We start from the raw sequence: 19,268 nt of genomic DNA, 5'->3' as shown, positions 1-19,268 counted from the left end.
ATGAACCGCAGAAACATTCTGGCCGGAGCGTCTGTCGCCGTTCTCGGTGCGGCCCTGAACCCGAAGGCGGCGCAGGCCGCGCCCCTGTGTATCGCTTCGCCCATGGCGGCGCCGACCTGGGCCTTGCTCCAACGGGAGCTCCTGCGCGCCAACACGGAAGCGTGCGAGGCCTTCTACGCCCGCTATTTCGACGAGCGCGGCTATTTCCTGTGCTTCGAGCGGTGGGGCGCCAACGACGGCCCCGACGACGCCATCGAGAACGTCAACGGCTGGCCCCTGCTGCACGCCATGGGCGCGCCCGACCGACTGAAGGCCATGTACACCCAGGCCTGGGAAGGACATCTGCGGCAATACACCGAGGCCAGAACCGTCGAGGTCGAGATCGCCCGGCAAGGCATGTTCTATAAGGAGTTCAATGTTCAGCTCGACTGGCAGCATCACGCCGAAGAGATGACGCTGTTCAATGTCCAGGGCCTTTCCGATCCCGATAGCCCGCGCCTGCGCGACCGCGCCCGCCGCTTCGCCGGTCTTTATATGGGCGAAGATCCGGACGCGCCGAACTACGACCCCCAGCATCGGGTCATCCGCAGTCTGATGAACGGTTCGCGCGGACCGATGCTGCGCAAGGCGACGGCCCTGGACTGGGCGGGCGATCGTTTCGATCCGACCGGCTTCTTCATGGAGCATGGCGAGGAGACCTATGAAGAGACGCTCCAACACTATGAGGAGTACACGGACGTCGTCGGCGACCATCCGCTGAACCTGCTCTCCACGAGCCTGGCGCTGAACGCCTATATGCTGGAGCAGGAACCCAAATACCGGCAGTGGCTGTTGACCTACATCGACGCCTGGGCCGAGCGGGCCAGGGCCAACGACGACATCCTGCCTTCGAACGTCGGGCTGGACGGCGTGATCGGATCGGCCGCCGACGGCAAGTGGTGGGGCGGCGCCTATGGCTGGGGCTTCAGCCCGGTCAACCCGGTCACGGGCAAGCGCGAGGACCGCAACCGCGTTCCGCGTACGGCCATGGGTTTCTTCAACGCCTATCTTCTGACCGGCGACGACAAATATCTTCAGACGTGGCGCGCCCAGGCCGACCGCATCAACGCCCAGCGCCGAACCGTCGACGGCAAGATACAGACTCCGACCATGTATGGCGAGAACGGCTGGTACGGTTGGCGAGACGGTCTGCACATAGCCAATTCGCTCGACATCTGGTGGTTCTCGATGAAGGAGAGCGACCGTCGTCGTGCGCCGGATCATCCGTGGGTCGCCTATCTGGAAGGCCGCAATCCGGACTGGGTCGAGACGGCGCTTCGGGCCGACCTGGCGCGAGTGGCCGAGGCGGCCCGCAAGCAGCGCGAGGATACGACCACGCCCGATACTCGCCTGGCGGACGGGGTGATGGATCAGAACCCGGCCCAGGTCATGGCCTTGATGCATCAGACCATGGGCGCCATCCATATCGCACGACCGTCATGGGCGGGCGCCGGCAGCGCCAATGTGGGCGGCTCGCCCCTTTACGCCCGTTTGCGGTATTTCGATCCGGACGCCCGTCGCGCTGGCCTGCCGCCGGACACAGCAGCCCTGATCGATCGGATGACGGCGGACGAAACGGGCGTCACGGTGGTCAACCTGAGCCAGACGCGGACGCGGACGGTGACAGTGCAGGGCGGCGGCTATGGCGAGCACCGGATCAAGGATGTGCGGATCGGCGACGCGCGCCATGCGGTGAACGACTCCGCCTTCACCCTGAGCCTGGCGCCGGGATCGGGCGCACGGCTGGTGCTGGGCATGGAGCGCTACGTCAATCAGCCGACGCTGACCTTCCCATGGCGACGCTGATCCGGCGCTGCCTCGCCGCATCGACGTTCGTCTTGGCGCTCGCCCTGGCGACAGGCGCCGCATCGGCGAATGACGAGCCGCACTGGGTTGCGGCCTACGCCTTCGCTCCCTCGGCGGAGATGGGGCCTGTGGGGCCGGCCTCGGCGCCCAATCCGAACGATCCGCGCGGTCCGCTCGGGCCGGAGACGGTGCAGGACGTTCGCCTGACCCATATCGTGACCGTCGCCGCGTCCGGCCGCCGGGTCCGGCTGAAACTGTCCAACACCCATGGCGCCGAGCCGGTGCGGATCGGCGGGGTGAACATCGAGCACAATGGCGCGCGCCACCCGGCGCGCTTCGACGGGACGCCTTCGGTTGTCATTCCGGCGGGGGCGTCATGGCTTTCCGACCCGCTCGACCTGACGGTCGAAGCCCTGGACGCGCTCGCGGTCAGCATCGACCTGCCAGAGCGGACGCGCCTGCCGACGCACCTTTGGCGGCAGACGCTGACGAACGCCGACGGCTCAACCGGTCAGCCCATGCGACTTGGCGTCCTGCTGTCGGCTGTCGAGGTCGAAAGCGCCTTTCCGCCCGGCGTCATCGTAGCGTTCGGCGACTCGATCACCGAGGGGACCGGCGCGCTGCCCGGCGGTGCGGGAGGCTGGCCGGAACGGCTGGCGAGGCGCATGGTCGAAGCGAAGCGCCCATGGGCGGTCGTCAATCTGGGCATCGGCGGCAACCGCCTGTTGCATCGAGGCTCGGGTCCGTCAGGCCTCGAACGGTTGGACGCCGACGCCCTGGCGCAGTCCGGCGCGCGATGCCTGATCCTGCTGGAAGGGGTCAATGACATCGGCCGTCCGTCGCGGGCGGCCTACGCGCACCAAAGGGTCGAGGCCGCCCAGTTGATCGCCGCCTATCGTCAGGTGATCCAGCGCACCCGCGCCGCCGGGTTGAAGGCGGTCTTGGCGACTATCCCGCCGTTTGAAGGGGCTTCCTATTTCACGGGCGAAGGTGAGACGACGCGCGCCGCCGTCAATCAGTGGCTGCGTCAGCAGAGCGAGGCCGACGGTCTGATCGATTTCGACGCCGTCCTGCGCGACCCCCAGGCGCCGTCGCGCATGCGCCAGGCGTTTCACAGCGGCGACTGGCTGCATCCGTCCGACGCCGGCTATCAGGCCATGGCCGAGGCCATTCCGCTCGACGTCTGCGGCTAGGCGCCTCAAGTCCCCTTCTTCAGGAAGGGCGCGGTCTGGAACAGGCGGCGTTCTTCGGCGCGCGGATCGTTCTCTGTGCGGCTTTCGACGTCGAAGATCATGGTCTGGCGTTCGGGCAGGGTATAGCGGCCCCATGTCGGGATGGCGGCGTTGTTCGGATCACCGGTTCGCGCAAAGGCGATGAAGGTTTCGCTCATCGCCTCGGCGACCTGCCGGGCCTCCGGTCCGCTCCCGGCGCGCGAGCCGGGCTTGTCGCAATTGTCGAACGCCAGACCGATGTCGAAGCCGTGATAGGCGCCCAGACGCGGCTCGACCGGCGATCCGAAGTCCAATTGATACATCCACGTAGGACCGTTCTGCTTGGCGCGCTCCTCGGCTTGGATCAGGTGGCCGGGGCGTGACCGACCGCAGGTCGCGGCGGCGAAGAAGACTTCGCTCGGCGTCATCTGCGGGAAACGCTGACGATACCAGTCGACGACGTACTGGGCGTTCATGTCGAGCACGAACTCGGGCGCAAGTTTGGCCGCCACCGTGTCCCAGGTCAGGCTGAAATTACGCTCGTCTCCCGCCGTGAAGCTGCGCGCCTCGTCATGGGTGTTGCCGATGATCATCGGGATGTGGGCGCTTTCAGCCGGAGCGTCAGGTACGAACGGATGGCGGGGCAGGACGTCATGATCCATCACCGACCAGAAATAGACGTCGTCGCCCTCCTCGATCGGGTCCTTCATGCGCAACCCCTCGACCAGCCGCTCGGTCGGCAGGTTCGCCAGTTCCGCTGCGCGCTCGGGGGACAGGCTCAGATGATCGAGGTAGCGCCGCATGCGACGCTCCGCATGTTGCGGCCCCATGGCCGTCACGTGCTGGCCGCTCATGGTGATGACGCGATGGTAGAGACCCGACGCGAGCGGCATGGCCATCAGGGTCACCAGTTTGCCGCCGCCGCCCGATTGACCAAAGACCGTGACATTGCCGGGATCGCCGCCGAAGGCCGAGATATTGTCCCGCACCCATTGCAGCGCCAGGATCAGATCCAGATTGCCCACGCTGCCTGACGCCGCATAGGCGCCGCCCAGAATCTGGCCCAGGCCGTTATAGCCGAAGACGTTCAGCCGGTGATTGAGCGTCACCACCACCACATCGCCGCGTCGGCAAAGGGCCACGCCGTCATAGAGGGGGCTTGAACCGGAGCCGTTGGCGTGGGCGCCGCCATGCACATAGACCATGACGGGACGCGCGCCGCCGTCGGCCAGGGCAGGGGTCCAGACGTTCAGGAACAGACAGTCCTCGCTCTGGTTCGGCTCATTGCTTTTCTGGGGCGAGGCCGCCCCGTATTCGAAGGCCGGCGCGATGTCCGACCACGGTTGAGGCGCCAGCGCGGGCTGGAAACGCCTCGGCCGGGTGTCGGCGCCGTAGCGCACCCCCTTGAAGACCTTGATCCCGCGATCCACGGAGCCTCGCACGCGTCCATGGCGCGTCGTCGCCACCGGGGAGGCGCTGTCGGCATGAACGCCGCCGGCCATGGCTGACAGCGCCGCCGCGCCGCCTAGCGCGCATACGGTCCGCCTGCTGATCGGATCGCTCATGGTCGTCTCCTTTGGGGTCAGGTCGTCTCGGCCGCTGGATCGGCGTCGGAGGCGGGGTCCGTCTCGAACAGATCGAGCAGGGGCTTCAGACTGGGATTGTCGTTATCGCGTCGCCAGGCGACGTAAAGCTCGACCGGTCGAGCGGGATCGATGTCCAGCGGACGGAACTCGACGCCTTCGAAATGCAGGCGCATCGCGGCCTCGGGCACGATCGCCGCGCCGATGCGGGCATGCACCAGAGCCAGGATCGAGTGGATCTGACTCATGTGCTGAACCTGGTGCGGGGATACGCCCGCCTTGTCGAACAGGCCGGCCAGCATGCTGTGAAAATAGCCGGCCCCCTCGGGCGCATACATGATCATCGGGCGGCCGTCGAAGTCGCCGAGCGACAGGACTGGCTTGTCAAGCCGCGGATCGCCGGATGGGAGGGCGGCGACCAGGCTCTCGTTCATCACCCTGATCTTGTCGAACTCGGGTCGGTTCAGCGGGGGGCGGATCAGGCCGAGGTCGATGCGTCCCGTCAGCAGGGCTTCGATCTGCTCGCCCGTCACCATCTCGCGAAGGGCCAGGTCGACGCCGGGCAGTCGCGTACGCGACAGTTCGACCAGTTGGGGCAGGAAGCTGTAGCCGGACGCCGCCGTGAAGCCGATGGCGACCCGGCCCTCTTCGCCGCTGGCGATGCGGCGAGTGGTCAGGGAGGCTGTCTCGGCCAGACGCAGGATGCGTCTGGCCTCGATCAGGAAGGATCGGCCGGCCGGCGTCAACCGGACCGAACGGCTGGTGCGGTCCAGAAGAACCACGCCTAGAATGCGCTCCAGCAGTTGCACTTGGCGGCTGAGGGGCGGCTGGGTCATGTTCAGCCGCTGGGCCGCCCGACCGAAGTGAAGCTCTTCGGCCACCGCCACGAAACAGCGCAACTGGCTCAGTTCAAACATGATCGGCCCTCCCTTGAACCGAGGAGCCTAGAAGCTTCGGTTCAAGGGGAACAGCGCGGCCTGCGAGGGCCGGGTCAGCCGTTGGCCCTCAACTTGGCCGCCTGCGGCTGGATGCGGGCGATCAGGGCCTCCAGCTCGGCGAACTCTTCCGGCTTGAGGTCGACTAGCGGGGTGCGAACGGGACCGGCGCTGCGGCCGATCGCGGTCATTCCCGCCTTGACGATAGAGACGGCGTAGCCTTTGCCCTTGTTGCGAATGGCGATGTAGGGCAGCACGAAATCGCGCAGACCCGCCATGATCGTCGCATGATCGCGTGCGCGCACCGCCTTGTAGAAGCTCTGCGCGAACTCCGGCACGAAGTTGAAGATGGCCGAGGAATAGGTCGTCACGCCCATTTCCAGATAGGCGGGGGCGAAGGTTTCTGCTGTCGGCAGGCCGCCGATATAGGTCAGACGATCGCCCATGCGGCCATAGATCTGCATCATCAACTCGATGTCGCCGACGCCGTCCTTGAACCCGACCAGGTTCGGGTTGCGCTCGCACAGCTTTTCGAGCGTGTCCGCGTTCAGAATGCCGTTGTCGCGATTATAGACGATGACGCCGAGCTTGGTCGCCTTGCAGACGGCCTCGACATGGGCCGCCAGGCCTTCTTGCCCGGCGAACATCAGATAGGGCGGCAGGAGCAGCACGCCGTCAGCGCCTGCGGCCTCGGCCGACTGCGCCATCTCGACCGCCGCCGCCGTGCCGTGGCCCGCCCCGGCGATGACCGGAGTGCGCCCCGCCGTTTCGGCCACGGCGGCCTTGACCACCGCCTCGATCTCGGCAGGTTTCAGTGAGAAGAACTCGCCCGTGCCGCCCGCTGCGAAAAGCCCGGCCAGTTGGTTCTGAAGCATCCAGTCGCAATGCTCGCGGTAGGCGTTTTCCACAAAACGCCCCTGGGCGTCGAAATGAGTGACTGGAAAGGACAGCAAGCCGCCGCCAATCGTTTCCGCCAACTCCTTCGGCGTCATTCTGGACATGGTTTTTCCTTGATCTGGAAGACATCCCCGACGGCGTCTTCACCTGTGTCTGGAAGAGACGGTATCGAGGCGGACCATTCCGGTCTAAGCCAAAGAAGCTATCGACCTATGCTTCTTTTGGCTTGATCGATGAGCGCTGATTAATGCGCAAGCGCTCTGGATCCATGTCGACTTCGGGGGTTCGCTTAGGTTGATCGGGCGCTTAGGCTTCGGTTGTTCCCACGCTTTCCAGATCAGAGATTTCCCCATGACCGAGACGCTTGAGCTATCGCACTGGATCGGCGGCGAGAAGATCGCCGGGTCGCGGCCGGGCGAGAGCCTGAACCCGTCCGATACGCGTCAGGTCGTGGCGCGCACGCCCAAGGGCGGGGCGGCCGAGGTGGATCAGGCGGTCCAGGCGGCGCGCGCCGCCTTCGGTCCCTGGGCCGACGCCTCGCCCGAGGTCCGCTCGGACATCCTTGACCGGGCCGGGACCCTGCTGATGGAGCGGCGCGAGGCGGTCGGCCGCCTGCTGTCGCGCGAAGAGGGCAAGACCCTGGCCGAGGGCATAGGCGAGACCGCCCGCGCCGCCCGCATCCTCAAGTTCTTCGCCGGAGAAGCCCTGCGCCTGCACGGCCAGAACCTGGCCTCGACCCGGCCGGGCGTCGAGATCCAGACCTATCGCCAGCCGGTCGGGGTGTTCGGCCTGATCACTCCGTGGAACTTCCCCATCGCCATTCCGGCCTGGAAGATCGCCCCGGCCATCGCCTTCGGCAACACCGTGGTCATCAAGCCCGCCGGCCCCACCCCGGCCACGGCCGAGGCCCTGATCGCCATCCTGCATGAGGCGGGCCTGCCCGGCGGCGTGGTCAACATGGTCATCGGCGACGGCGACGTCGGCCGCGCCATCGTCGCCCACCCGGACGTGGACGGGATCAGCTTCACCGGCTCGCAGAAGGTCGGCGCCGGGGTGGCCGAGGGGGCGATGAAGCGCCAGGCCCGCGTGCAGCTGGAGATGGGCGGAAAGAACCCGCTGATCGTGCTGGACGACGCCGATCTGGAGCGCGCCGTGGCCATCGCCCTGGACGGCGGCTTCTTCGCCACCGGCCAGCGCTGCACCGCCTCCAGCCGCCTGATCGTGCAGGACGGCGTCCACGACCGCTTCGTCGCCGCCCTGGCCGAGAAGGTGAAGGCTTTGCGCGTCGGCGACGCCCTGGACCCGACGACCCAGATGGGCCCGGCCGTGACCGAGGCCCAGCGCCAGACCGCCTATGACTACATCGACATCGCCCGCGACGGCGGGGGCCGTGTGCTGGCGGGCGGCGAGCGTCTCAGCCTCGACAAGCCGGGCTGGTACGTCCAGCCGACCCTGATCGTCGACACCCAGGCCGACGCCCGCATCAACACCGAGGAGGTCTTCGGCCCCGTCGCCTCGACCATCCGCGTCGCCTCCTATGAAGAGGCCCTGGCGGTCGCCAACGGGGTGGAGTTCGGCCTGTCGGCGGGCATCGTCACCCAGTCGCTGAAGCACGCCCGCGACTTCCAGCGCCGGGCGCGGGCGGGCATGACCATGGTCAACCTGGCCACGGCGGGCGTCGACTACCACGTCCCCTTCGGCGGCACGAAGAAGTCCAGCTACGGCCCCCGCGAACAGGGCTTCGCCGCCGCAGACTTCTACACTCTGACCAAAACCAGCTACTCCGCCGGGTGAGACGGGCGAGCCTTGATGAGAGGGCGGCGCGGTTTCCGGGCGTCAAGGATGAGGCGGCGGCCGGAAAATAGGGGGTGGTGCGAGGAAGTTTCGTCTATTCGCCGCCGCAGCTTCATTCGGCTGTGACCGGCTCGTCGCGCACGCGACATTCAGCATCTCTAGGTCTGATCCGCTTTCTCAGGGGGTAAGACCATGAAGCCGATCAGCCTCAAGCGTGGATTCCTGGCGGGCGCCGCCGTAGCGGGTCTGATGGCGGCCGGAGCCGCCCACGCTCAGAGCGTTTCGCCGGGCGAGGCGACGACCGCTGTGGACGACATCGTGGTGACGGCCCAGCTGCGTGCTCAGGACCCGATCGAGGTGCCCTTCGCCCTGACGGCCTACAGCGGCGACTTCCTGGAAGATCTGGGCGTGCAGGAGTTCGACCAGTTGTCGGCCTTCGTGCCGGGCTTCCTGGTGCAGAACCAGTCGCCGAACAATCCGGGCTTCGTGATGCGCGGCATCACCTCGGACTCCGGCGCCGCCACCGCCGAGCCGCGCGTGTCGGTGTTCCAGGACGGGGTGTCGATCTCCAAGTCGCGCGGCTCCTATGTCGAATTGTTCGACATGGAGCGGGTCGAGGTGGCCAAGGGGCCGCAGTCGACCCTCTATGGCCGCGGCGCCCTGATCGGCGCGGTCAACCTGGTGCAGAACCGCGCCCGTCCGGGCCGGTTCGACGCTGGCGCGCGTATCGAGGCGGGCGATCTGGACTATCGCGCGGTCGAGGGCTTCGTGAATGCGCCGGTGGGCGAAACCGGCGCCTTGCGCCTGGCGGCGCGGATGAAGGCGCGCGGCGGCACGGTCGAGAACCTGCTGGGCGGTGAGGACTACAACTCGATCGAGACCAAGGCGCTGCGCCTGTCGGGCGCCTGGGCGCCGACCGACAATCTGCGCGCCGACCTGATCGCCAACTATCAGACGGACTCGGCCAGCGGCACCTCGTTCAAGTCGATCGCCTATGACCCCTTCGATCCGACGACGGGCGCGTCCCTGGGCGGTCGTGCGCCGTGGGACGGCGCGGCCCTGACGCCGGGCGCCGATTTCGACGGCGGCGTCGGCCTGGGGCTGGATCGCGAGGTCTGGGGCGTGACGGGCCTTGTGAAGTGGGATCTGTCGCCGTCGCTGACGCTGAACTCGACCACGGCCTATCGCCAGTTCGACTCGACCGAGGTGTTCGATCCGGACGGCACGTCGCTGCCGCTGCTGACGGCGGCCGAGCACGCCTATGGCGAGCAGTGGAGCCAGGAGTTCCGCCTGAACTTCGACAACGGCGGCCGCTTCTCTGGCTTCGTCGGCGCAGGCTATTTCAACGAGGAAGGCTTCCAGCGGATGCCGACCCAGTTCGACGAGCGTCTGGCTCTGCTGCAACTGGCGACGCCGTTGGGCGACCAGCGATTGAAGATGGTCTACGCCGCGCCGACGCCGCTGCTGATGGGCGGCATCCTGCAGTCCATGCTGCCCGCCGCGGCGCATCCGCTGATCCCCGGCATCGTCGGCAATCTGAAGCCCGCTCACATCGAGACGGCGACGAACCGGGCCGATCTGACCTCCTATGATCTGTTCGGCGATCTGACCTTCAAGGCGACCGATCGGTTGGAGTTCTCGGGCGGGGTGCGCTGGACGCGCGACGACAAGACTACGGGTTATTCGGCGGTGGTGCTGAACGGCCGTTCCATCGCCGGCGGCCTGGTGGCGGTGCAGACCCTCGGCGTTCAGGCCCAGCAACTGGCACAGGCCGGAGACCTGGCCGGCGCTCAGCGGCTGCAACAGCAGATCACGGCCATCCTGACGGGGCTGGCGACGCCGGGCGCGGCCGACCTGCCGCTGGCCTCGGGCTTGCCTCTGTTCGCGCTGACGGCTCAGCCGACCGCCAATAACGGCGACCTGATCCAGGCGGATCACGAGGACGACGGCTTCACCTGGCGTCTGACGGCGCGCTACGCCCTGTCGGACGACGCCAGCCTCTACGCCAACTATGCGCGCGGCCGTCGGCCAGAGGTGCTGGAGGTGCGCGGCCCGTCCGCCCCGCTGGGCGCTCCGACCTTTGAAGTCATCCCCGCCGAGACCGTCGACAGCTTCGAGGTCGGCTACAAGACGGCGCTGATGGATCGCCGTCTGCGGCTGGACGGGGCGGTGTTCCACTACGCCTACGACAACTTCCAGACGACTGAGCAGGACGGCACCCGCTTCGTCACCGTCAATGCGGGCAAGGCCAACGCCTATGGGTTTGAGGGCCAGGTCGCCTTCGCCGCGACGCCGACCTTCGATCTGTTCGGCACCTACGGCTACAACCACTCGCGCTTCGACGGCGGCGCGCGCGACGGCAATCGCTTCCGCCTGTCGCCGGATCACATGGCCTCGATCGGCGCGACCTGGCGCCTGCCGGTCGAGACCGGGACCATCGAGATCCAGCCGACCTACACTTGGCAGTCCAAGGTCTTCTTCGATGACGACAACGACCGCCCGGAGCTACAGACCGGCAACTTCGTCGCCGACACCGTGCAGGACGAATACCAGGACGGCTACGGCCTGCTGAACCTGCGGGTGCGCTACGCCCCGTTGTCGGGGAACTGGGGCGTCGAGGCCTTCGGCGACAACATCCTGGACGAGGAATACATCAAGGACGCGGGCAACACCGGCGATGCGCTGGGCCTACCGACCTTCATCGCCGGACGAGGCGCCAGCTATGGCGTCGCCTTCACCCTGCGCTACTGAGGACCAGAGCCATGACCATGAACCGTCGCGGCCTTCTGGGCCTGTTCGGCGCGGGCGCGGCGGCGGGCTGCGCCACGGTCCCGTCGGGCGAAGGCGTCGCTGTCGCCTTCGTCCATGGCGTGGCCTCGGGCGATCCGGCGATCGACCGGGTGATCCTGTGGACGCGCGTGACTCCGGCGGACGGTCAGGCCGGGCCGGTCTCGGTCGTCTGGCGCGTGGTGGACCGGGAGGGCGACCGCATCGTCGCCTCGGGTCGGTTCGAGACGGGGCCTGAGCGCGACTATACGGTCAAAGTCGACGCGGCGGGCCTGCGTCCCGGCCGCGACTATCGCTACGACTTCGCTGTGGGCGAGACACGCTCGCCCATGGGCCGCACCCGCACCCTGGCGGCCGACGGCGTGGCGCCCGTCAATCTGGCGGTGGTGTCGTGCCAGTTGCACCCCGGCGGCCTGTTCAACGCCTATGAGGCGATCGCCGCCCTGCCGACCCTCGACGCCGTGGTCCATCTGGGCGACTACATCTACGAATACGGGGCGGATTCCGACGCCTATGGCATGGCGACCGGGTCGATGCTGGGCCGCGTGCCCGAGCCGGCGCACGAGATCGTCACCCTGGCCGACTATCGGCTGCGCCACGCCCAGTACAAGCGCGACGCCGACCTCCAGGCCGCCCACGCCCGCGCACCCTTCATCTGCGTCTGGGACGATCACGAGACGGCCAACGACGCCTGGCTGCACGGCGCCGAGAACCACCAGCCCGAGACCGAAGGCGACTTCGCCCAGCGCAAGGCGGCGGCGCTGAAGGCCTATTATGAGTGGATGCCGATCCGCGAAGCCGCGCCCGGCGCGTTGAAGGAGGCGATCCATCGCAGCTTCCACTTCGGCGATCTGGCCAGCCTGATGATGGTCGAGACCCGCCTGACCGGCCGCACCGAGCCGCTGGCCTATGACAAGGATCTGACCGCCAAGGACGGACCGGACGGCGAGGCGGTGCTGGACCTGGACGCCTTCCGCGCCAAGCTGAACGATCCGGCTCGCGACCTGATGGGGGCGCAGCAACGCGACTGGCTGAAACGCGAACTGACCGCCTCCAAGGCCAAGGGGCGTCCGTGGCAGGTGCTGGGCAATCAGGTCGTCATGGCCCGCGTGGCCGGTCCCGACGTGTCTCGCACCCTGACCGAGGCCCAGGTTGAGGGCCTGATGGCCCAGATCCCCGAAGCCTATCGCGACCAGTTCGAGCAGGCCTTGTTCCTGTTCAAGATGGGCCTGCCGTTCAACCTCGACGCCTGGGACGGCTATCCGGCCGGGCGCGAACGGCTCTACGCCGCCTTCGCCGAGGCGGGGGTGCAGCCCATCGTCCTGGCCGGCGACAGCCACGCCTTCTGGGTCAATGAGCTGAAGGACGCGGAGGGCGCGCGCCGGGCGGTCGAATTCGGGACCAGCGCGGTCTCCAGCCCCTCGATCGGCGACGCCATCGGCGGCTTCCCTTTAGGCGCGGCGCTGATGCAGGCCAATGACGAGGTGCGCTTCTGCGACCAGTCGGCCAAGGGCTTCATCCTGCTGACCCTGACCGAAGACCGGGCCGAGGCGGCCCTGATGCAGGTCTCGACCATCTTCGCCAAGCCGTTCGAGGTGACGACGTTGAAGCGCGTCGGCGTCAGCCGCGCCGATGGGGCGATCACCGGCGTCTGAGCCGAGCCGTCTAGGCGCCGGTGTCGCAATCGTTTGGGCCGACAAAGTCCTCCACCAGGTCGGACAGCTGCAGGAGCAGCGCCTCGAACGCCGGGGTCACGGTTTGGAGTTCACGCAGGTTGCGCGCCGAAAGCGTCGCCAGAACCGTCTCGCCCCTGGCCGTCAGGCGCACATGAACCTTGCGCCGGTCATGGACGGCGATGTCGCGTGTGATCAAGTCTGCCGCGACCAGGCGGTTGACCAGTTCGGCCGTGCTGTGGGGGCGTAGCAGCAAGCGGTTGGCCAGGTCACCGACCGTCATCTCGCTGGTGAAACTCTGCGCCTTGATCGCCAGCAAGGCCTGATGTTGCTGGGATGTCAGGCCTGCCGCCTTGGCTCCCTGTTCGGCGAAGGCCAGGTACCGCCTGATGGTGAAACGGAACCGGGCCAGGGATTCGAAATCCGCCTGGGTCAGTTCGGTGGAGGGATGCGACATCAGGCGGCGATCATACAGGCTACAGGTTCTTGTTTCTCTTGATAACGGACCAGCCGATCGCCGACAGGCCGGACAGGATGAAGGCCACGCCAATGACGGCCTTGACCATATTCGACGTCAGACTGCCGCTTACCATCAGAAAGATACCGATCAGCAGCGCCAGCATGCCTGACGCCGCGAACACGAGCACGGATTTCATCACAGGCCTCCTCGAGCGGTGTCGGGGACCGGTAGGGGGAAGAAGGTGGTGGTCCCCAGAATGGCGTGACCTTGATCCTCTACGGCCATCTGAACCCCGAGGCCCGACAGGGCGAAGCGTGCGGCGATCGAACGCGCCGCAGCCTCGGCCGCCCGCCCGGAACGGAACATCTGGGCCTCGAAGCGGGGGAGACATTCAAGACGCCAGCCGGCGCCTTCATTGATCACCCGGATGGTTACGTCGTCAGGCGGTGCGGACATCGTCGTTCTCCTATGGGATCAAATATGTCGTAATACGATATAATTGCAAGCGAGCAGCCCTTGGCGGTTCCATCGCGCCTCGAACGGCGACGTCCTACAGGCCGAGCACTCGCTGTTCAGCGGGGACCTGGACGATCAGGCCATGGCATGCGCGGGTGACGCGCACCTGGCACGACAGGCGGGATCGCGCATCGACTGCGTCGGTGAAGTCGAGCATGGATTCTTCCATGGCGCTGGGCGTACCGAGCTCTGAGCGCCAGTGCGGCTCGATATAGACGTGGCAGGTGACACAGGCGCAGCCGCCCCTGCATTTGGCCTCTATGCCGGGCACGCGGGCGCGCACCGCAGCCTCCATCAGCGAGGCTCCGGCCTGGACTCGTACGATCTGGCGGGTTCCATCGGCCTGGACGAAGGTGACGGCCGGCATCGGCTGTTCCGCCGCCGTCACGCCAGGAGCTTCCAGCCCACGAAGAAGGCGACGACGGCGATGGCCGAACACAGGGCCATATTGACCAGCATCCGCATCATGCCCCGCTCGTGTTCATTGGTCAGGCCGATCCGGTTGCACACCATGTTGGCCGGCATCATTAGAAAGCGGAGCATGGGCATCACCTTGTGGCGAGAGGGAGGGGGCGGGGGGAAGGGTTCGCGTCAGGCCTTTCGCGAGCGAACAGACGGATGTTTGGTCATCCGACGTGTCGCGATGAGCTGCGATTCCGATCTGCAAGCGCCGGGCGATGGCTTCGGACCGGCTAATGAACAGGGCCGCAGCGTCCGGCGGAGCCAGAGTGCGAGCCGTCTGGCGGAACAGTTGAAGCCAGCGGGTGAAATGGACGCCGTCGATATCCGAAATCCGGGCGTGGACCACCATTGGCGCGCCCTTGAAGCGCCCGCTCATCAGCACCACAGACGACCAGAAGTCGCACATGGTCTCCAGGTGAGCGTCCCAGCCGTCGCCGATTTCACGGTCGAAGATCGGCCCCAGCATGGGGTCGGCGCGGACCGCATCGTAGAAGCCGTGGACAAGGGCATGGATCATCGGCTCGGTTACGCCGACGGCCGCACCGGGACTGCGGGGGTCTGGGGGAACGGATTCCATCATTGGCGGTCGCGCCTCGCTTAAAGATGCATTTATCATGTATCTTTAAGCGAGGCGAGGCTTCGACGGTTAATTCATCTCCGCGATGACGGGGACGGGGTCTCTGGATGGCGCTGCCGACCTATTCAGGATCATCCAGGAAGATACGCTCTGCGGCCCCATCCATGTCGTCGTACTGACCCGCCCTGAAGGACCAGAGGAAGGCCCACAAGGCGGCTCCGCCAAGTATGAGGGCCAAGGGAACCAGAAAGATCAGACTGCTCATGCCACGGCCTTCGTGGGGCTGGTCCGCCGGGCCGGAGCGTTGATCCGCGACTTTACGGCGTCTCGACGCCCGGCCTTGAGGCGCAGGGCGTTCCCCACCACGACGATTGAAGACAGCGACATGGCGAGGGCCGCGACCAGGGGCGTCACGTGTCCAAGGATGGCGATCGGCAAAGCGATGGCGTTGTAAAGGATCGACAGGGCGAAGTTCTGCCTGACGAGTTTTTCGGTTTCCCTGGCGACACCCAGCGCCAGTTCGACGGAATTCAGACTGGGGTTCAGGAAGACGAAGTCCGCTGCATTGCGCCCGATGTCGGCGGCGTCGCCGGGCGCCATGGAGACGTGGGCCGCCGACAGGGCGGGGGCGTCATTCAGCCCATCACCGACCATGAGGACGCGCCGTCCCTCAGCGGCCAGGGCGTTCAGCCGCTCGACCTTCTCGGCGGGCAGGAGGCGGGCCGAGAAGGTCTCGACGCCCAGGGCCTTGGCGGTCGCTTCCACTACGGGAGTCTGGTCCCCGGAGAGGATGAGGATGTCCAGACCCTTGGCGCGCAGTCGACGGATGGCTTCGGCGGCGTCCGGCCGCAGGGCGTCCTCGAAGATCAGGGCGGCGGACAACCGCCCGTCGCAACTCAATACCGTGCCTTCGATCGCCTGATCCTGATCCGCCGCCAGGGCCCAGTCGGCGCGGCCGAGGCGCCATACTCGGTCGTCGATCAGGCCCTCGACGCCCAGGCCCGCGTCTTCGCGAACATCCGACAGCAGAGGCGCAGGGTAGGACGAGGCGGCGACGACGGCGCGCGAAACGGGGTGGTTGGAGCCCTGGGCCAAGGCGGCCGCGATCGCCAGGTGCTCGGGGGGCAGGCTCGCGGCGTTGACGAGGCGGGGACGTCCGAGAGTCAGGGTGCCGGTCTTGTCGAATGCGACGACATCAATCCGCGCCAGGCGTTCGAGACCGGCGCCGTCCTTGACCATGACGCCGTTCTCGAACAGGCGGCGTGCGGCCATGACCTGAACGATGGGCGCGGCCAGGCCCATGGCGCAGGGACAGGTGATGATCAGAACGGCGATCGCGACGGTGATCGCCTGGCGCCAGTCGCCGGCGACCGCCATCCAGCCGAGAAAGGTCAGGAAGGCGACGCTGTGGACGACGGGCGAATAGAGGGCGGCCGCCCGATCGGCGATGCGACGATAGCTCGCGCGCCCGTCCTCGGCCGCAGCCATCAGGCGGGTCATTTCCGCCAGGAAGGAGTCCTCGGCCCTCGCGCTGGCGGTGAAAATCAGGGGGCCGGTCAGGTTCAATACGCCGGCCTGGACTGTGGCGCCCGGTTCGATCCGTCGCGGCGCGCTTTCGCCGGTCACGACGGCGCAATCCAGATCCGAGGCGCCGGATTCGACCACGCCATCGACGGGGACGCGGTCGCCGGCGGCCAGGGCGATGCGCATCCCCGGTTCGATCTCTTCGATGGGGCGATGCTCCCGGGCGCCGTCCGCCGCGACGACTGTTGCGCCGCGCGGCGCCATTCGCGCCAGGCCGCTGACGGCGGTGCGGGCCTTCTCGCGCATCAGATGGTCGAGCGTCCGCCCGATGAGCAGGAAGAAGATCAGGGAGGTGACGGCGTCGAAATAGGCGTGCGGGCCGTTGTGCAGGGTGTCGTAGACGCTCATGGCGAAAGCCAGAAGCACCCCTACCGAAATCGGCACGTCCATGTTGGTGCGCCCGCGCCTCAGGGCGGACCAGGCCGAGCGGAAGAAGATCTGGCCCGAATAGATCAGGCATGGCAGGGCCAGGACGGCCGAGATGGCATGGAAGGCGTGGCGCGTCTGTGCGTCGGCCCCGGACCACACCGAGACGGACAGCAGCATGATGTTCATGGAGGTGAAGCCCGCCACCGCCAGGGCGCGGATCAGCCGCGTCAGCTCGGGGTCTTTGCGTTCGGCTTCCGGCTCGGTCAGATGCGCGGTGAAACCCAGACGGTCGAGCGCCTGGATCAGGTCGGGCGTGGAGTCTCCGCTCCAGGCGACGCGGACCCGCTTGGTCGACAGGTTGACCCGGGCCTGCCGTACTTCGGCGGTCTCCAGCAGGCCCTTCTCGATCTTGCCGATGCAGCCCGCGCATCGAATGCCTGGCACGGTCAGCTCGGTCTGGCGCAGGCCATCGCCGAGATCCCGGCTGGCGAGACGGATTTCCTCGCGAGCTGCGAAACTCATCGCATCGCCCGATAGCTGTGCCAGGCGGCATGACCCAGCAGGGGGAAGATCACGATCAAACCGACCAGACCCGTCGCTACGGCCAGGGCCGTCAACACCGATACGACAGCGGCCCAGGTCAACATGACCGGTAGGTTGGCCGAGACGATGGCCATACTGCTGCCCATGGCGGTCAGGGCGTCGGTGCGGTCGTCCATCAATCGGGGAATGCCGAAGCAGCCGATGGCGAAGCCGAAGGCCGCGAACAGTCCGCCGACCGAGGCGCCTGTCGCCAGCATCCACCATCCCTGCGAGGTGTGCGTCAGCATGGTCAGCACGTCCTCGAAGCCGGGGAAGGGCCGCAGGCCGAAGAAGAGGGCGTAGATGATGACGGCTGCGCGCATCCACAGCAGCACCAGCAGGCACAGCATGGCGCCGGCGAACCAGACCTGGGCGCCGCCTTCGGGCTTGACCAGGATCATGCGCTTCAGATTGGTCGGGCGACCTTCCTCCAGGTCGCGGCTCTTCTGGTACAGGCCGATGGCGATCAGCGGTCCGACCACCATGAAGCCCGCCAGCGCGGGCAGGAGGATGTAGTCCAGTTTCAAGCGAAACAGCCCCCAGACCACCAGGATGGAGACGATGAAGACCATCAACCCATAGGCCAGGCTGGGCAGGGGATTGCGCCACAGGTCGCGCCAACCGGCAGCCAGCCAGCCCAAGGCCGTGCTGGCGGGGAGGTTCCGCTGGCGTTGGGCGCTGAGAGGCAGGGCGGGCGTCTCGATGCCGTCGATGTTCGTCATGTGAGAATCCCTTTCGGTCAGCAGGCGGACTTGGCCGCGCGGAACGACGCGCCGCCCGTCGTCTTGGCGTGAGGCACGCATTCGGGCTGAGAGCCGACGGCCGCCCGGACCAGATGGATGTTGGCGCCGATCACGATGGCGCCCAGCACCACGACCAGCAGGACGGCGATCAGCGGCCAGCGCAGGTTCGATCGGGGCGGGCGCAAGGCGGCTGTCATCGCTTGTCCTTGGCCAGATCGGCCACATAGACCGCCATCATGCGGATCTCGGCGGGCGACAGGCGGCCCTCCCAGGCGGGCATTTGGCCATGACGGCCGCTCTGGATGGAGGTGACGATCGACTGGGTGTCGCCGCCATATAGCCACTGGCGGTCGGTCAGGTTCGGCGCGCCGACTTTGGCGTCGCCGCGTCCATCGGCGCCGTGACAGACGGCGCACTGGTCGGCGAAGGTCTGGCGTCCTGCGGTCAGGGCGGCGGCGTCGACATATTCAGGTTTCTGGCCCGACAGGGCGCGCACATGGCCGGCGACGCCCATGATCTGATCGTGGGACAGGATCTTCATGTCGCCGAAGGCCAGCATTTCCGATACCCGGGTCTCGCGGTGTTGGGCGTTGACGCCCACGCGGATGGTCTCGGCCAGTTGGTCCGGCGCGCCTCCCCACAGCCAGACGCCTGCCGTCAGGGCCGGATAGCCCGGCCCGCCCGCACCGCCGACGCCGTGACAGACGGCGCAGTTGTCGGTGAACAGGACGCCGCCGGTCTGACGGACATAGGCCATCATCTCGGGATCGGACGTGATCTCGGCGAAGTCGGCCGTGGCCAAGCGGTCCGTCCAGACGGCGCGTTCGGCGGCGGCTGTTGCGACCTCGCGCGTGACGACCTCGCGCTGATCCAGCCCCAGCAGGCCCTTGGTGTAGGTGACGCCCAGCGGCCAAGCGGGCATCAGCACCCACCAGATCAGCGAAAACAGCGTGCCGGCGGCCAGGAAGAACAGGACGACGCGTGGTATCGGCGTATCCAGTTCCTTGATGCCGTTCCATTCATGTCCCGTGGTCTTGCGACCGCTGACGGGATCAAATTCCTGCTCGTCCATTGTCTCAGTCTTCCGGCCGGTCGTCGTCTTCCAGGATGGCGCGTTTGGCGCGGTCGAACCGCTTCCGGTTCGACGGCCAAAGGGCGTAAATCAGCACGCCGACCGCCATGGCGATGAGGTAGAAAAGCCCCCAGCTCTTGGCGAAGGCGACCAGCGCCTGATGGTCGATGTGCATGGC

Annotated in this window: 20 protein-coding genes; 5 read left to right on the top strand and 15 right to left on the bottom strand. The window is 67.1% G+C overall.

The features are described 5' to 3' along the window. Window positions 1-1,845 (top strand): hypothetical protein, encoded by a 1,845-nt coding sequence (locus tag V8J38_RS12960; RefSeq protein ID WP_338576215.1) that lies wholly within the window; start codon window positions 1-3, stop codon window positions 1,843-1,845. Next, window positions 1,833-3,038: an SGNH/GDSL hydrolase family protein gene (locus V8J38_RS12955; RefSeq protein ID WP_338576213.1), complete on the top strand. Its 1,206-nt coding sequence runs from the start codon at window positions 1,833-1,835 to the stop codon at window positions 3,036-3,038. Before V8J38_RS12960 ends, V8J38_RS12955 begins: the two co-directional genes overlap by 13 nt. Window positions 3,039-3,043: 5 nt before the next feature. Here the strand turns inward: V8J38_RS12955 and V8J38_RS12950 are convergent, their stop codons facing one another. The 3 genes from V8J38_RS12950 to kdgD form a co-directional block, all read right to left on the bottom strand. Further along, window positions 3,044-4,621 (bottom strand): carboxylesterase/lipase family protein, encoded by a 1,578-nt coding sequence (locus tag V8J38_RS12950; RefSeq protein ID WP_338576211.1) that lies wholly within the window; start codon window positions 4,619-4,621, stop codon window positions 3,044-3,046. Window positions 4,622-4,638: 17 nt separating this feature from the next. Beyond that, complete coding sequence (locus tag V8J38_RS12945) at window positions 4,639-5,556, bottom strand: LysR substrate-binding domain-containing protein (RefSeq protein WP_291783527.1); 918 nt, start codon at window positions 5,554-5,556, stop codon at window positions 4,639-4,641. Between the two features lie 74 nt (window positions 5,557-5,630). Then, window positions 5,631-6,575, bottom strand: coding sequence for a 5-dehydro-4-deoxyglucarate dehydratase (gene kdgD, locus V8J38_RS12940; protein ID WP_291783524.1), 945 nt, complete (start codon window positions 6,573-6,575; stop codon window positions 5,631-5,633). Window positions 6,576-6,822: 247 nt separating this feature from the next. Here kdgD and V8J38_RS12935 point away from each other — a divergent pair, with 247 nt between their 5' ends. The 3 genes from V8J38_RS12935 (at window position 6,823) to V8J38_RS12925 (ending at window position 12,707) form a co-directional block, all read left to right on the top strand. Continuing rightward, on the top strand, window positions 6,823-8,265 hold the full coding sequence (locus V8J38_RS12935) for an aldehyde dehydrogenase family protein (protein WP_338576210.1): 1,443 nt from the start codon (window positions 6,823-6,825) through the stop codon (window positions 8,263-8,265). 192 nt (window positions 8,266-8,457) lie between these two features. Then, entirely contained in the window at window positions 8,458-11,016 is a 2,559-nt protein-coding gene (locus tag V8J38_RS12930; RefSeq protein ID WP_338576209.1) for a TonB-dependent receptor, read from the top strand. Between the two features lie 11 nt (window positions 11,017-11,027). Beyond that, a complete protein-coding gene (locus tag V8J38_RS12925; protein WP_338576208.1) occupies window positions 11,028-12,707 on the top strand; it encodes an alkaline phosphatase D family protein in 1,680 nt (559 codons plus the stop codon). Between the two features lie 10 nt (window positions 12,708-12,717). Here the strand turns inward: V8J38_RS12925 and V8J38_RS12920 are convergent, their stop codons facing one another. From V8J38_RS12920 to V8J38_RS12865, 12 genes are all read right to left on the bottom strand, one after another. After that, window positions 12,718-13,182 carry a MarR family winged helix-turn-helix transcriptional regulator gene (locus V8J38_RS12920; protein WP_338576206.1) on the bottom strand — a complete coding sequence of 155 codons (465 nt, stop codon included), beginning with the start codon at window positions 13,180-13,182 and terminating at the stop codon, window positions 12,718-12,720. Between the two features lie 19 nt (window positions 13,183-13,201). Continuing rightward, window positions 13,202-13,381 carry a hypothetical protein gene (locus V8J38_RS12915; RefSeq protein ID WP_291783206.1) on the bottom strand — a complete coding sequence of 60 codons (180 nt, stop codon included), beginning with the start codon at window positions 13,379-13,381 and terminating at the stop codon, window positions 13,202-13,204. Then, window positions 13,381-13,641, bottom strand: a complete 261-nt coding sequence (locus tag V8J38_RS12910; RefSeq protein ID WP_338576205.1) for a hypothetical protein — start codon at window positions 13,639-13,641, stop codon at window positions 13,381-13,383. Before V8J38_RS12910 ends, V8J38_RS12915 begins: the two co-directional genes overlap by 1 nt. A 94-nt stretch (window positions 13,642-13,735) precedes the next feature. Next, entirely contained in the window at window positions 13,736-14,068 is a 333-nt protein-coding gene (locus V8J38_RS12905; RefSeq protein ID WP_338576204.1) for a 2Fe-2S iron-sulfur cluster-binding protein, read from the bottom strand. 17 nt (window positions 14,069-14,085) lie between these two features. Then, the gene (locus V8J38_RS12900; protein ID WP_291783201.1) at window positions 14,086-14,214 is read right to left on the bottom strand and encodes a hypothetical protein; all 129 of its coding nucleotides are present in this window, start codon (window positions 14,212-14,214) and stop codon (window positions 14,086-14,088) included. Beyond that, window positions 14,183-14,743 carry a group III truncated hemoglobin gene (locus V8J38_RS12895; protein WP_291783198.1) on the bottom strand — a complete coding sequence of 187 codons (561 nt, stop codon included), beginning with the start codon at window positions 14,741-14,743 and terminating at the stop codon, window positions 14,183-14,185. Before V8J38_RS12895 ends, V8J38_RS12900 begins: the two co-directional genes overlap by 32 nt. Window positions 14,744-14,861: 118 nt before the next feature. Then, window positions 14,862-15,005, bottom strand: coding sequence for a cbb3-type cytochrome oxidase assembly protein CcoS (gene ccoS, locus V8J38_RS12890; protein ID WP_138141819.1), 144 nt, complete (start codon window positions 15,003-15,005; stop codon window positions 14,862-14,864). Further along, complete coding sequence (locus tag V8J38_RS12885) at window positions 15,002-17,215, bottom strand: cation-translocating P-type ATPase (protein ID WP_338576202.1); 2,214 nt, start codon at window positions 17,213-17,215, stop codon at window positions 15,002-15,004. The genes ccoS and V8J38_RS12885 overlap by 4 nt, the downstream gene beginning before the upstream one ends. Beyond that, the gene (locus tag V8J38_RS12880) at window positions 17,212-17,997 is read right to left on the bottom strand and encodes a DUF2189 domain-containing protein (RefSeq protein ID WP_338576200.1); all 786 of its coding nucleotides are present in this window, start codon (window positions 17,995-17,997) and stop codon (window positions 17,212-17,214) included. Before V8J38_RS12880 ends, V8J38_RS12885 begins: the two co-directional genes overlap by 4 nt. A 17-nt stretch (window positions 17,998-18,014) precedes the next feature. Beyond that, window positions 18,015-18,215 (bottom strand): hypothetical protein, encoded by a 201-nt coding sequence (locus tag V8J38_RS12875; RefSeq protein WP_338576197.1) that lies wholly within the window; start codon window positions 18,213-18,215, stop codon window positions 18,015-18,017. Next, window positions 18,212-19,090, bottom strand: coding sequence for a cytochrome-c oxidase, cbb3-type subunit III (gene ccoP / locus V8J38_RS12870; protein WP_338576195.1), 879 nt, complete (start codon window positions 19,088-19,090; stop codon window positions 18,212-18,214). Before ccoP ends, V8J38_RS12875 begins: the two co-directional genes overlap by 4 nt. Before the next feature lie 4 nt (window positions 19,091-19,094). Continuing rightward, complete coding sequence (locus tag V8J38_RS12865; protein ID WP_291783180.1) at window positions 19,095-19,265, bottom strand: cbb3-type cytochrome c oxidase subunit 3; 171 nt, start codon at window positions 19,263-19,265, stop codon at window positions 19,095-19,097. Window positions 19,266-19,268 lie beyond the last annotated feature (3 nt).

Origin of the sequence: Brevundimonas olei (assembly GCF_037055245.1) — a bacterium.
In the GTDB taxonomy this organism is placed as follows: Bacteria; Pseudomonadota; Alphaproteobacteria; order Caulobacterales; family Caulobacteraceae; genus Brevundimonas; species Brevundimonas olei.
Note: the sequence above shows the minus strand (reverse complement) of the source record. Positions and strands in the feature narration are given on the sequence as shown.

Excerpts from the sequence above, each read along its gene's own strand:
- V8J38_RS12930 (WP_338576209.1), top strand. The coding sequence starts at position 8,458 with ATGAAGCCGATCAGCCTCAAGCGTGGATTCCTGGCGGGCGCCGCCGTA.
- V8J38_RS12875 (WP_338576197.1), bottom strand. The coding sequence starts at position 18,215 with ATGACAGCCGCCTTGCGCCCGCCCCGATCGAACCTGCGCTGGCCGCTG.
- kdgD (WP_291783524.1), bottom strand. The coding sequence starts at position 6,575 with ATGTCCAGAATGACGCCGAAGGAGTTGGCGGAAACGATTGGCGGCGGC.
- V8J38_RS12865 (WP_291783180.1), bottom strand. The coding sequence starts at position 19,265 with ATGCACATCGACCATCAGGCGCTGGTCGCCTTCGCCAAGAGCTGGGGG.
- V8J38_RS12935 (WP_338576210.1), top strand. The coding sequence starts at position 6,823 with ATGACCGAGACGCTTGAGCTATCGCACTGGATCGGCGGCGAGAAGATC.
- ccoP (WP_338576195.1), bottom strand. The coding sequence starts at position 19,090 with ATGGACGAGCAGGAATTTGATCCCGTCAGCGGTCGCAAGACCACGGGA.
- V8J38_RS12960 (WP_338576215.1), top strand. The coding sequence starts at position 1 with ATGAACCGCAGAAACATTCTGGCCGGAGCGTCTGTCGCCGTTCTCGGT.
- V8J38_RS12950 (WP_338576211.1), bottom strand. The coding sequence starts at position 4,621 with ATGAGCGATCCGATCAGCAGGCGGACCGTATGCGCGCTAGGCGGCGCG.
- V8J38_RS12915 (WP_291783206.1), bottom strand. The coding sequence starts at position 13,381 with ATGAAATCCGTGCTCGTGTTCGCGGCGTCAGGCATGCTGGCGCTGCTG.
- V8J38_RS12895 (WP_291783198.1), bottom strand. The coding sequence starts at position 14,743 with ATGATGGAATCCGTTCCCCCAGACCCCCGCAGTCCCGGTGCGGCCGTC.
- V8J38_RS12885 (WP_338576202.1), bottom strand. The coding sequence starts at position 17,215 with ATGAGTTTCGCAGCTCGCGAGGAAATCCGTCTCGCCAGCCGGGATCTC.
- V8J38_RS12880 (WP_338576200.1), bottom strand. The coding sequence starts at position 17,997 with ATGACGAACATCGACGGCATCGAGACGCCCGCCCTGCCTCTCAGCGCC.
- V8J38_RS12955 (WP_338576213.1), top strand. The coding sequence starts at position 1,833 with ATGGCGACGCTGATCCGGCGCTGCCTCGCCGCATCGACGTTCGTCTTG.
- ccoS (WP_138141819.1), bottom strand. The coding sequence starts at position 15,005 with ATGAGCAGTCTGATCTTTCTGGTTCCCTTGGCCCTCATACTTGGCGGA.
- V8J38_RS12910 (WP_338576205.1), bottom strand. The coding sequence starts at position 13,641 with ATGTCCGCACCGCCTGACGACGTAACCATCCGGGTGATCAATGAAGGC.
- V8J38_RS12900 (WP_291783201.1), bottom strand. The coding sequence starts at position 14,214 with ATGGTGTGCAACCGGATCGGCCTGACCAATGAACACGAGCGGGGCATG.
- V8J38_RS12945 (WP_291783527.1), bottom strand. The coding sequence starts at position 5,556 with ATGTTTGAACTGAGCCAGTTGCGCTGTTTCGTGGCGGTGGCCGAAGAG.
- V8J38_RS12920 (WP_338576206.1), bottom strand. The coding sequence starts at position 13,182 with ATGTCGCATCCCTCCACCGAACTGACCCAGGCGGATTTCGAATCCCTG.
- V8J38_RS12905 (WP_338576204.1), bottom strand. The coding sequence starts at position 14,068 with ATGCCGGCCGTCACCTTCGTCCAGGCCGATGGAACCCGCCAGATCGTA.
- V8J38_RS12925 (WP_338576208.1), top strand. The coding sequence starts at position 11,028 with ATGACCATGAACCGTCGCGGCCTTCTGGGCCTGTTCGGCGCGGGCGCG.